Origin of the sequence: Candidatus Infernicultor aquiphilus (assembly GCF_002784285.1) — a bacterium.
GTDB classification, from domain to species: Bacteria; Atribacterota; Phoenicimicrobiia; order Phoenicimicrobiales; family Phoenicimicrobiaceae; genus Infernicultor; species Infernicultor aquiphilus.
Genome location: NZ_PFKO01000122.1, coordinates 1 through 12,454, shown reverse-complemented (window position 1 = coordinate 12,454; position 12,454 = coordinate 1). Strand labels below are relative to the sequence as shown.

Annotated in this window: 10 protein-coding genes; all 10 read right to left on the bottom strand. The window is 29.3% G+C overall.

Going from position 1 to position 12,454, the window contains the following annotated elements:
* Window positions 1–89: 89 nt before the first annotated feature.
* Complete coding sequence (gene nusA, locus COZ07_RS03515) at window positions 90–1,178, bottom strand: transcription termination/antitermination protein NusA (protein WP_406607204.1); 1,089 nt, start codon at window positions 1,176–1,178, stop codon at window positions 90–92.
* Window positions 1,179–1,431: 253 nt separating this feature from the next.
* The gene (gene mtaB / locus COZ07_RS03510) at window positions 1,432–2,769 is read right to left on the bottom strand and encodes a tRNA (N(6)-L-threonylcarbamoyladenosine(37)-C(2))-methylthiotransferase MtaB (RefSeq protein ID WP_406607203.1); all 1,338 of its coding nucleotides are present in this window, start codon (window positions 2,767–2,769) and stop codon (window positions 1,432–1,434) included.
* The gene (locus COZ07_RS03505) at window positions 2,756–3,502 is read right to left on the bottom strand and encodes a 16S rRNA (uracil(1498)-N(3))-methyltransferase (protein ID WP_406607202.1); all 747 of its coding nucleotides are present in this window, start codon (window positions 3,500–3,502) and stop codon (window positions 2,756–2,758) included. The genes mtaB and COZ07_RS03505 overlap by 14 nt, the downstream gene beginning before the upstream one ends.
* A 194-nt stretch (window positions 3,503–3,696) precedes the next feature.
* Complete coding sequence (gene dnaJ / locus COZ07_RS03500) at window positions 3,697–4,824, bottom strand: molecular chaperone DnaJ (RefSeq protein WP_406607201.1); 1,128 nt, start codon at window positions 4,822–4,824, stop codon at window positions 3,697–3,699.
* A 138-nt stretch (window positions 4,825–4,962) separates the two neighbouring features.
* Window positions 4,963–6,906, bottom strand: a complete 1,944-nt coding sequence (dnaK, locus tag COZ07_RS03495; RefSeq protein WP_406607200.1) for a molecular chaperone DnaK — start codon at window positions 6,904–6,906, stop codon at window positions 4,963–4,965.
* A gap of 38 nt (window positions 6,907–6,944) precedes the next feature.
* Window positions 6,945–7,583, bottom strand: a complete 639-nt coding sequence (locus tag COZ07_RS03490; RefSeq protein ID WP_406607199.1) for a nucleotide exchange factor GrpE — start codon at window positions 7,581–7,583, stop codon at window positions 6,945–6,947.
* Window positions 7,584–7,617: 34 nt separating this feature from the next.
* Complete coding sequence (gene hrcA, locus COZ07_RS03485) at window positions 7,618–8,649, bottom strand: heat-inducible transcriptional repressor HrcA (protein ID WP_406607198.1); 1,032 nt, start codon at window positions 8,647–8,649, stop codon at window positions 7,618–7,620.
* A gap of 239 nt (window positions 8,650–8,888) precedes the next feature.
* Window positions 8,889–10,025 carry a coproporphyrinogen-III oxidase family protein gene (gene hemW / locus COZ07_RS03480; protein WP_406607197.1) on the bottom strand — a complete coding sequence of 379 codons (1,137 nt, stop codon included), beginning with the start codon at window positions 10,023–10,025 and terminating at the stop codon, window positions 8,889–8,891.
* A gap of 10 nt (window positions 10,026–10,035) precedes the next feature.
* Window positions 10,036–11,850: a translation elongation factor 4 gene (gene lepA, locus COZ07_RS03475; protein WP_406607196.1), complete on the bottom strand. Its 1,815-nt coding sequence runs from the start codon at window positions 11,848–11,850 to the stop codon at window positions 10,036–10,038.
* 3 nt (window positions 11,851–11,853) lie between these two features.
* Window positions 11,854–12,454: murein biosynthesis integral membrane protein MurJ (murJ, locus tag COZ07_RS03470; protein ID WP_406607195.1), on the bottom strand; the 601-nt coding region annotated here is incomplete at its 5' end.

Genomic DNA, 12,454 nt, shown 5'->3' with positions numbered 1-12,454 from the left:
TTGGTTTTTTATTTTTACAACCAATACAAGTTCTTACCGGTATCTTTATATTATTTACCATCTATGAATACCTTTTTTAATAGTATATATTATTTTGCTAAATCCTTTTGTAAATTACAGTCAGAATTTGTGTTATTTTTTTTATATTCTGATTCGCTTTTTATATCAACTTTCCAACCGGTTAATTTTGCAGCCAGTCTAGCATTTTGTCCTTCTTTTCCAATTGCTAAAGAAAGTTGTTGGTCTGATACGATTACTATTGCAGTTTTTTCATTTTTAAAAAGATTTACCAGGATAACCTTGGCTGGACTTAATGAATTAGCAATGAATGTTTTTTCATCATCGCTCCATCTGATAATGTCAATTTTTTCATCTTTTAATTCCAGCATAATTGATTTTATTCTCGAACCTCTATCACCAATACATGCTCCAATAGGGTCAATCCTTTCATTTTTAGAATAAACTGCAACTTTTGACCTTTTGCCTGCTTCACGAGTGATATGTTTTATTTCAACTAACCCTTCATGAATCTCAGGAACTTCTAATTCAAATAAACGCTTTAATAGTTCAGGGTGAGTTCTAGAAGCAAATATTTTAGGACCTTTAGAGGTTTTTCTTACTTCAATTATATATATTTTTATTCTTTTTCCTTTATAATATTCTTCATTCTTTATTTGTTCGTTAGGCAGAAGCAAAGCTTCTGTTCTTCCTAAATCTATAATAACATTTCCATATTCTATTCTTTGTACCACTCCTGTAACAATATCTCTCTCTTTATCAATATATTTTTCATAAATTACATTTCTTTCAGCTTCTCTAATCTTTTGAAGTATTACTTGTTTTGCGGTCTGAGCAGCAATTCTTCCAAATTCTTTAGGTGTAGTTTCAATTAAGATGGTATCTCCAATTTTAAACTTATCTTTATCTGATGTTTGTAGCTCTTCTATTGAAATTTCACTTAGGGGTTTTAAAGCTTTTTTTACAATAGTTTTTCTAGTAAATGTTTTAATCTCTCCAGTATCTTTGCACATATTTATTTCCACATTATTTATATTGGTCTCATAATTTTTTTTATATGCTGAAGCTAAAGCAGATTCAATTGCTTCTATTAATATATCTTTGGATATTCCTTTTTCTTTTTCTATTTCATCTAATACTTTGATTATATTTTTGTTCATAAAATATATTTCACCCCCTCTTTCCAATTGAAAATGCCTTAAAGATGTAACGTTTATTATATAACAAAAGAGTGGCTTTGAATAACCACTCTTTTAAGAAGAACGTCTTTTACTTAACACCAATAATTATAACATAAAAATATTTTATTAGCAATATAAAATCAGTATCTAGTATCTAGTATCGAGTATATAGTAAAAACAAAGGATACTTTATATAAATTTGGATTATATTTTATTTTTTCAATAAGCTCTGTTAAACTGACGAAATGATATAATCAGAATAGATTTTATTTAATTGAACTTTAACTATTTCACCTCTTTTTCCGATTAAATCAGGAATTATCACTTTAATATAATTATCTGTAATACCACGAGAATATACTCTTCCTTCTTTATCTTTTATTTCATCCTCAACTAAAACATCAACATCCAAACCGAGATATTTATTACGAAAATTATAAAATAATTCGCTAGATAGATTTATTAATTTTTTGCTTCTTTCTTTTTTTATTTCATTATCAACTTCATTAGGCATTAAAATTGCCAAACATTTTTCACGATTAGAATATTTAAAAATATGTATTTTTGAAAAGCACATTTTTCTAATAAACTTATAGGTATTATTAAAACTTTCGTTGTCTTCACCAGGAAAACCTACCATAATATCACTAGTTATCGCAATATTGGGTATCTTCTTCTTTAATTGGAATATCTTCTTGCCAAAGATGGAAGTATTGTAAGGACGATTCATAAGTTTAAGAATTTTATCATCGCCACTTTGTAAGGGAATGTGTAAGTGATGACATAACTTGGAACATTTTCCAAAAGTATCTAATAATTCATTATTAATATTAACTAACTCAATCGAGCTTAAACGAATTCTTTTTATCCCTTTAAAATTATTAATTAGAGAAATTAATTTTGACAAATTTGCTTTGCCAGGAAGTAAATCTTCCCCATAGGTTCCTAAATTAATTCCTAAAAGAACTACTTCTTTAATTCCCGAATTTTCTAAATTAGAAACTTCTTGTAATATATCATCAATTAATCTACTACGAGCAGGACCTCTTACATAGGGAACTTTGCAGTAAGTACAGAAATTATTGCATCCATCTTGTATTTTAAGCCAGGCTCGAGCGCGTAAGATCGATTTATTTTTAATAACATTATCATATTTTTTCAAAAATTTTGCAGGTGTTACTTTAACCACCGTATTATGAAAATCTAATTCTTTAAATTGTTGTAAAATACTATTTTTATCACTATTTCCGGTTATTAAATTTATTCCTCTTATTTTCTCTAAATCTTGATAATTAGATTGAGCAAAACAACCGGTTACAATTATTTTCGATTTTTTATTCTGACCAATAGCTTTTCTGATCATCTGTTTAGATTTTCGGTCAGCTTCTTTCGTAACAGTACAAGTATTTATTATATACACATCAGCTTTTTGGTTAAAATTTACTATTTGAAAACCTTCATCTTGAAATAAATTAAGGATAATTTCTGTCTCATATTGGTTTACTTTACAACCAAGAGTTTTAAAAGCGACTTTTTTTATAAAGTGATCCTCCTTTTTATAAGATATCAAAAATATAAGTAATTAATGACAAAACAAATAGTGCTGCTGTTTCGCTTCTTAAATAGTGATTCCCTAAACTAACTGAGGTTAAGCCAGCTTCTTTAGCTATTCTTATCTCTTCTTCAGAAAACCCTCCTTCTGGACCAATTAAACCAAGAATGGTATCTGGTTTAGGCAAAGAAGTTAGGATATCTTTTAAATTAATAGACCTTTCATTTTCCCAAAATAGGAGAGGTAAATCAAAATTTGCAGATTTATTTAAAAGTTCATTAAAGGTAATAATTGAAGAAATTTCAGGAATAATACTTCTTTCAGATTGCTTACTGGCTTCATAAGCAATTTTTTGCCAACGCCTTTGTTTTTTTTCTAAATTGTTCCGATTAATTATGGGGATAGTTCTTGAAGATATAAAAGGAATAATAGCATTAATTCCTAATTCTGTGGATTTTTGAACTATAAAATCCATTTTGTTACTTTTTACTAATGCCTGTGCTAGAACTACTTTGGTGGGGTGCGTATTTAAAGGAGTAGAAATAGATTTAATAATTTTGCATTTTATGAGGTTACTTTCGATGCTTTCAATTATAGTAATATATTTATTTCCTTTGCCATTGGCAATTAATATTTCGTCATTTTTTTTATATCTTAAAGACTTAATTATATGTTTGGCATCTTTTCCATAAATTAAAATAACTTTTTCACTTTCACTAATATTTTCAGGTAGAGCAAAGAAAAGAGGCATAATTAAGAAATCCTTTCCAGATATCTTATTTAAGGTATAGGAATTTTAATAATTCCTATACCTTAAATAAGGAATATGATTTATTATTATGAAGAATATTAAAGACAAGATATTCAAGGGTGTAATAAATATTGAGGTAAGGTCGAATTAAGGGGTTTTCAAGGGGAAGAATTCCCCTTGAATATCTTGAAATATTATTTATTTTGACCAAAGGCATTTTTTATTTTATCAAAGATACCCTTTTCTCCTATAGTATTTATGTCTTCCCCGCTTAATTTAGCAAATTCTAATAGCAATTTTTTTTGCTCATCACTCATTCTTTGGGGAGTTTCTACTATAATTTTAACATATTCATCCCCTCTTTGTTTAGTACCAATTTTGTATATTCCTTGCCCTTTAAGTCTAAATATAGTATTTGATTGCGTGCTTGCCGGTATTTTTATTTTTGCTTTTTCTTCTAAAGTAGGCACAGTAACCTCTCCTCCCAATGCTGCTTTTACAAAGCTTATTGGATTATCACAGGAAATATTTATTCCTTCACGTTTAAATACTTTATGTGGTTTTACATCTAAAACAATATATAAATCACCAGAAGGACCTCCTCTTTCACCGGGTTCACCCATTCCAGTTATTCTTAATCTATGTCCTGTATCTACACCAGCAGGAATTTTTACATTTACTATTCTATCTATTTTTATTTTTCCTATACCTTTACAATTAGTACATATATTTTTTATTATTTTCCCTTCCCCTTTGCATCGAGGGCAAGTTTGTATATTTACAAATTGACCAAACATAGTACTTTGAGTATTTCTAATTTCTCCAGTGCCATGACAATCAGGACAAGTTTGTGGAGAAGTACCAGGTTCAGATTTGCTTCCATTACATCTAGGACAAGTTTCCCAATTAGGAACTTTAATTTTAATTTCTTTACCAAAGGCAGCATCTTCAAAACTAATTTTTAAATTATATCTTAGATTAGCTCCTTTTTGAGGGCGTATTCCTTCTTCTCGACTTCGAGTTCTACTTCCAAAGAAAGAATCAAAAATATCACCAAAATTACCAAAGTCCCCAAAATCAGAAAAACCTCTACCTTCAAATCCCTCTGCTGAACCAAATTGATCATACTTTGACCTCTTTTCCGGATCACTAAGAATTTGATAAGCTTCATTAATTTCTTTAAAATTTTTTTCAGCTTCCTTATTGGAAGAATTCCTATCTGGATGATATTTAAGAGCAAGTTTTCTATAAGCTTTTTTTATCTCCTCAGCGGTGGTATCTTTATTCAAACCTAAGATCTCATAGTAATCTCTTTTTGCCAACTGATGTTTTCCTCTCCTATTATCAATTTAAATTAGTCGATAGTGGATAGTCGTTAGTCGTTAGTTCAAAACTCAAAACTTTTTTCTTATGTAGGGGTCGGATTTATTCGACCCGACTAACGAATAACGACTAATTTGTCAATCTTCTTTATCTTGGTCTTTTTCTACTTCATAGTCAGCATCAACGACTTTTTCTTCGCCCTTCTTTTCTTCTGTTTTAGACTTTTCACTCTTTTCGCTATCTTTTTTTGCTTCTTGTTGTTGGGTTTGAGCTGAAGCCTTTTTATAAATTTCTTCCGCAAGCTTATGTGAGGAAGTAGTTAATTTTTCGATACTGGATTTCATATTATCTACATCATCTTCTTCTAAGGCTTTCTTGAGATCTTTAATGTTTTCAGTTATCTCATTTTTTTCGTCTTCGCTAACTTTATCTCCTGATTCTTTCAGGGTTTTTTCTACGCTATAAATTAAAGTATCGGCCTGGTTTCGAATTTCTATTTTTTCTTTTATTCTTTTATCTTCTTCGGCATACTGCTCTGCTTCTTTTACTTTTTTCTGAATTTCTTCTTTAGTTAATCCAGTAGTAGCAGTAATAGTTATCCTTTGTTCTTTATTAGTTCCTAAATCTTTGGCTTTAACATTAAGAATACCATTAGCGTTGATATCAAAACTTACTTCTATTTGAGGAATCCCTCTAGGTGCTGCTGGTATACCAATTAATTGAAATCTTCCTAAACTAGTATTATCTTTAGCCATAGGCCTTTCGCCTTGTAATACATTTATATCCACTGCAGTCTGATCATCAGCCGCTGTGGAAAATATCTGACTTTTGGAAGTGGGTATAGTAGTATTTCTTTCGATAAGTCTAGTTGCTACTCCACCTAAAGTTTCTATACCTAAAGATAAAGGTGTAACATCAAGTAGTAATATATCCTTTACTTCACCTTTTAATATACCAGCTTGTATTGCTGCCCCAACTGCCACTACTTCATCAGGATTAACCCCTTTATTTCCTTCTTTTCCAAAAATTTTCTTAGCGATTTCTTGCACCTTAGGCATCCTGGTTTGCCCGCCAACTAATATCACTTCATCAATATCTTCCGCTTTTAGTTTTGCATCTTCCAGTGCTTTATAACAGGGTCCAACAGTACTTTCAATAAGATCAGCAGTAAGTTGTTCTAATTTTGCCCTGCTTAGAGTGACATTTAAATGTTTTGGCCCACTGGCATCAGCAGTGATAAAAGGTAAATTAATCTCAGCCTCTAAAGTAGAAGATAATTCACATTTCGCTTTTTCAGCAGCTTCTTTTAATCTTTGCAAGGCCATTTGATCATTTTTTAAATCTATTCCATTATTTTTTTTAAAATCGTTTACTAACCAATCTATTATTCTTTGGTCAAAGTCATCCCCGCCCAAGAAAGTATTACCATTAGTAGATTTTACTTCATAAACTCCTTCTTCACCAATATCTAAAATAGATATATCAAAAGTCCCCCCACCAAGATCAAAAACTGCAATTTTCTCATCTTTTTTCTTATCCAATCCGTAAGCCAGGGCAGAAGCCGTAGGTTCATTAATGATTCTTAAGACATTTAAACCAGCAATTTTCCCGGCATTTTTGGTTGCTTCCCTTTGGTTAGCATTAAAGTATGCCGGTACGGTAATAACTGCATCGGTTATTTTTTCTCCAATATGATCTTCAGCAGATTTTTTTAGTTTTTGTAAGATCATAGCAGATATTTCTTGTGGACTATAAGCTTTACCTTTTGCTTCAATTTTAATATCGGTATGCTCCCCAGGAATTATTTTATAAGGTAAATACTTTTTTGCTTTTTTTACTTCTTCATCATTATATCTTCTACCAATAAGCCTCTTAACTGAGAATATGGTATTTTCTGGATTAGTAATTGCTTGTCTTTTTGCTAACAAACCTACCAATCTCTCATCCTTTTTTGTGAATGCAACAATAGAAGGTGTTGTTCTCCCTCCTTCTTCATTCTCAATAACTACTGGCTTCCCAGCTTCCATTACGGCTACAACAGAATTAGTTGTTCCTAAATCGATTCCAATTGTTTTCCCCATAATAAATTTCCTCCTTAAATAAATATCATTTAATTAAACTAATTTTCTTTCTCGTTATTCTTTTTTTCCTTAGTAAGAATGGCAACTTTTACCATTGCCGGTCTTAATACTTTTGATTTTATATAATATCCCTTGCGGAGCTCTTCTGTTACTGTATCTTCAGGGTATTTATCTGTTTCAAAACTCATTACAGCTTCATGTTTATAAGGATCAAACTTCTGATCCAAAGCTTTTATGGGATGAACCCCTTCCCTCATTAAAATATTATGAAAATCTTTTAAAATATTATTAATTCCTTGTTTGATAGTCTCTAGATTATTTTCATTTTTGATAGAATCTAAAGCCTTTTCTAAATTATCTACTACCGGTAATAAATTATTTAATAGTTTTTCATTTGCGAATTCTATAAATTCTTTTTTCTTTTTCTCTTGCTGTTTCTTATAATTTTCAAAATCAGCTTGCAACCTCTTTAAATATTCCAAATATTCTTTAGATAAATTATCTTTTTCTTGAGCTAATTTCTTCATTTCTTGTAATTCATTTTCTAATTTTTTAGTTAATTCTTTTTTTTCATTTAATTTTTGAAGTAATATTTTTTTAATTTTAAATTTATACTTTTTAATTTTCAATGATTTTACATTTTCTGGTGATTCATTTTTATTTTCTTTATCCACCATTAGCCATCCTCCGAATAAATTTTTTAATTAATTTTTAAAATTCCGATAATATATCGCTTAATTTATCCGAAACATATTCTACAATAGATATCATTCGGGAGTAATCCATTCTAGTTGGGCCTAAAACCCCTATTGCGCCAGCTGGTTTACCTTTAATATTGTATTTACTGGTTACTAAACTACAGCTTTGTATCTCTTTTAGTTTACTTTCCTTACCAATAATTACCTTAATCTTTCTAAAACCTAAGCATTTTCTTATGGTATTTGCCAATATGTTTTCTTCTTCAATGATTGATAAGATATAATTTAATTTAATAGTCTCATTAAATTCAGGTTGTCTCATTATATTAGTTCTACCGTCTAAATAAACTTTATTTTTTAAAGATTTAAAATTAAGACAATCTTCTAAAAAATCATAGATATAATTAAATCTTTCTTGAAAAGAAAGAATTTTATCCAGCTCATCCTTTAAGATCTTTTTTAAATTTATTATATTAATATCTTTTTCGGTTAATTTATTATTTATAAGATTAGATAAATAGCTTAACCTATCTTTAGTAATTTCTCCAGATACATTAATTAATTTCTGGCAAACTAATCCGGTGTCTGTAACTATAATAGTTAAAACACGGTTATTCCCTACCGGTATAAATTGAATATTTCTTACTAAGTCATCATAAATAATAGGTGCCAAGACGACTCCTAAGTTATGAGTTAATTTAGATAATAATTGCGAAGTTATCTTCATTGTTTCTTCAAGTTCTTTATTTTTTTTATAGATCTGAATAATTTCCCTCTTCTCGTTTTCTTTTAAATATCTTTTTATCATTAAATTATCTACATAAAATCTATATCCTTTATCAGTGGGGATTCTCCCTGCTGAGGTGTGCGGCTGCCATAAATAATCATATTTCTCTAACCAATACATCTCATGTCTTATGGTAGCGGTGCTTAAATCTAAATTATATTCTTTAGCAATTATGCTTGAACTAACTGGTTCAGCAGTAGTAATATATCTATGCACTACAGCTGCTAATATAGTTTTCATCCTTTTATTTAATTCCATTTCTATACCTCATTTAGCACTCTCACCTCGAGAGTGCTAAATTCTCTAAATAAAATATCACCATGTAATAAATTTGTCAAGATGTTACCAAATGTTTTTTATGATTATTTTATATTATGGTTGTAACCCAAAAACGGGTCGGATAAATCCGACCCCTACATTACCATTCCCCGATCAGGTCGAGGACAGGTTTGTTTACTTTTTGGGGACAATCATATTATATTTTATAATAAGATAAATCAATCCACAAATTCTCTAAAAACATTATTGGCCAGAAACAAGCCCTTCTTAGTTAGTTGAATCTTATAATTATCTTTTCTTAATAATCCTAAGTTGATTAATTTGTAAATCTGTTGATTAAATAATTTCTCGATATTTACTTTAAATCTAACTTTAAATTTTCGATAATTTATCCCATCTTTGGTCCTTAAACCTAAAATTATGGTTTCTGACATTCTTTTTCGTAAAGATAATTTTTCTCCACTATCTAGAGGTAATTTGCCATTATTTATCTCTTTAATATATCTAACTGGGTCTTTATAATTCATATAACGATATCCTTTTATAAAAGAATAAGCACCTGCTCCTATTCCTAAATATGGCTGGTTATACCAATAAATTTGATTATGGATAGATCGTTTAAAGGGGCGAGCAAAATTTGAAATCTCATAATGTTCAAAATTGTTTTCTGCTAAAAATTTTATAGCCCAGCTATACATATCATATTCTTCATCTTCGGTAGGAAGGTTTAATTTACCTTCTTTATAACTCTCCAAAAATTTTGTTCCTTCTTCTATAGTTAAATTATACAAAGATAAGTGATCCGGTTTTAAGGAAACCGCCTTTTTCATAGTATTTTTAAAATCAATAAAGGTTTGATCCGGTAATGCAAACATAATGTCCATATTGATATTGTTAAATCCTGCTTCTCGGGCTTTAGAATAAGAGTCAATGATATCTTGGGCAGTATGTATTCTACCCAATTTTTTTAACAGAGAATCATTAAAACTCTGGGCTCCCAAACTTATTCTATTTATCTTTGCTTTATTTAATCTCTCTAATTTCTTTTTATCTAATGTTCCTGGATTTGCTTCTATGGTTATCTCAGCATTATCATCTATTTTGAAATTATCCTTACAAAAATTTAAAATATTATAAATTAAATCTCCTGATAGCATAGTGGGGGTACCACCACCTAAGTATATTGTCTTTATGGTACTATGGTTTAATTTTTGAGCATACATGGCAATTTCTTTATACAAAGCTGAAATATAAGACAAAACCTGATCATCATTTTTTAAAGGATAAGAATTAAAATCACAATAATGACATTTTGATTTGCAAAAAGGAAAATGCAAATATAAACCTAAATTCATTCAGAATCACCTAATCTATTTTTAATATTCCTAGAAATGCTTCTTGAGGAATTTCTACTCTTCCTATCTTTTTCATTCTTTTTTTCCCAGCTTTTTGTTTTTCTAATAACTTTCTCTTACGAGTAATATCTCCTCCATAACATTTAGCTAATACATCTTTTTTTAATGCTTTTATAGTTTCTCGAGCAATAACCTTTTGTTCAATGGAGGCTTGTATCGGTACTTCATATAATTGACGAGGAATAATCTCTTTCAATTTTTCTACTATTTTTCTTGCCTGTTGATAGGCTTTAACTTTATGGACAATAAAGGATAAAGCATCTACGAATTCATGATTAACTAATATATCAACCTTAACCAATTCAGCTACTTGGTATCCTTTAAGTTCATAATCTAATGAAGCATACCCACTACTTCTTGATTTTAATTTATCAAAAAAATCTAAAATAATTTCATTTAAAGGAAGATCATAATCTAACTTTGCTATCTTTTCGTCAATATATTCCATGTTTTTAAAAAATCCCCTTTTTTCTTGAACTAAATCCATAATTACACCTATATATTGGCTGGGAGTAATAATACTTGCTTTAACATATGGTTCTTCAATTTTCTCAATTTCCATTTTTGAAGGAAAAGCAGTAGGATTACTTATTTCAATTATTCCGCCATTTTTTTTAGTGATTTTATACATTACACTAGGAGCAGTGGCAATTAAATTAATATTATATTCTCTTTCTAATCTTTCTTGAACAATCTCCATATGCAATAATCCTAAAAATCCACACCTAAAACCAAAACCTAAAGCTTGTGAAGTTTCTGGCTCACTAAAGATAGAGGAATCGTTTAATTTTAGCTTTTCCAAGGCAATTTTCAGATTTTCATATTCCTTATTATCAATGGGATAAATACTGCAAAAAACTAAAGGAGTAACCTTTTTATATCCAGAGAGAATCTTTTGAGCCGGGTTAACAGTATCAGTAATAGTATCACCTACCCTAATATCTTTAATATTTTTAAATCCTGCTATTAGGTAACCCACTTCACCAGCAGTAAGTGTTTTTATAGGTTGCATTTTAGGACGAAAAATCCCTATTTCCGTAACTTCATAATTTTTTTTAGTAGACATAGTTTGAATAACCATTCCTGGTTTTATAATTCCATCTACCATTTTAATATAGACAATGGTTCCTTTGTATGAATTATAAACTGAATCAAAAATAAGTGCTCTTAAAGGTAAATTAGGTTTTCCAGATGGTGGTGGAATTCTATTTACTATTGCCTCGAAAATATCAGAAGTGCCAATTCCTTCTTTAGCGCTGGCCAAAATTACCTTTTCTTCCTTTAGTTCGGGAATATTTTTTAATTCCTGTATAACTTTTTCAGGATTAGCATTAGCAAGATCTATTTTGTTAATTATAGGAATTATTTTTAAATTATTTTTTACAGCTAAATGAATATTGGATAAAGTTTGTGCTTGCACGCCTTGAGATGCATCAATAATTAACAAAGCTCCTTCACAGGCTGCCAGACTACGAGATACTTCATAATAAAAATCTACATGTCCAGGAGTATCAATTAAATTTAAAATATATTCCTTTCCATCTTTAGAGTGATAATATAATCTTACCGCTTTTGATTTAATAGTAATGCCCCTTTCTCTTTCTAAATCCATGTCATCTAATATTTGCTCTTTTTTTTCTCTTTCTGGGATGGTTCCAGTATATTCTAATAATCTATCCGCTATAGTTGATTTCCCGTGATCGATATGGGCAATTATAGAAAAATTTCTAATATGGTTAATATTACAATGATAATCTTTTAACATTATTTAGCTTTTACCCTTCAGGATTATTTTTATATTTTGTTTTAAACTCCTAATTTCTGGAATACCAAAAATATAACTACTAATATAATATATCATACTACCAGTTAAAATAGAGGCGGTGATTTGAATAATTTGATTAAATTTATGATTTAAATTCAATACACTACCTAAATAATTATTCACTAAGAAACAACCTATTCCTAAAAATATGGATGATAAAATAATTTTTATTAGAAATGATGCTTGAGATCTCAATTCAATATTTCCAATTTTCTTTTGTAAGGCTTTTAATAGAATAATCATATTTATTATAGCTACCAAAGAAGTAGCTAACGCTAAGCCAGAATGAGCCAAATATCTAACTAAAATTAAATCCAAAACAATATTCATAAACACAATATATACTCCAATTTTTACTGGAGTTTTAGTATCTTTTAAAGCATAAAAAGCCACAGTTATTAAATGAATACAAGCATAGGCAACCAGTCCTATAGAATAATATAATAGAGCATTGGCAGTCATTGTAGTAGCCACTTTACTAAATATACCATGCTCATAGATTAAACGAGTTAAAGAATCTTTTAATACTATTAATCCTACCGTG

Coding starts and splice junctions, on each gene's coding strand:
- nusA (WP_406607204.1), bottom strand. CDS start 1,178: ATGAACAAAAATATAATCAAAGTATTAGATGAAATAGAAAAAGAAAAA.
- COZ07_RS03505 (WP_406607202.1), bottom strand. CDS start 3,502: ATGCCTCTTTTCTTTGCTCTACCTGAAAATATTAGTGAAAGTGAAAAA.
- dnaK (WP_406607200.1), bottom strand. CDS start 6,906: ATGGGGAAAACAATTGGAATCGATTTAGGAACAACTAATTCTGTTGTA.
- COZ07_RS03490 (WP_406607199.1), bottom strand. CDS start 7,583: ATGGTGGATAAAGAAAATAAAAATGAATCACCAGAAAATGTAAAATCA.
- hrcA (WP_406607198.1), bottom strand. CDS start 8,649: ATGGAATTAAATAAAAGGATGAAAACTATATTAGCAGCTGTAGTGCAT.
- hemW (WP_406607197.1), bottom strand. CDS start 10,025: ATGAATTTAGGTTTATATTTGCATTTTCCTTTTTGCAAATCAAAATGT.
- lepA (WP_406607196.1), bottom strand. CDS start 11,850: ATGTTAAAAGATTATCATTGTAATATTAACCATATTAGAAATTTTTCT.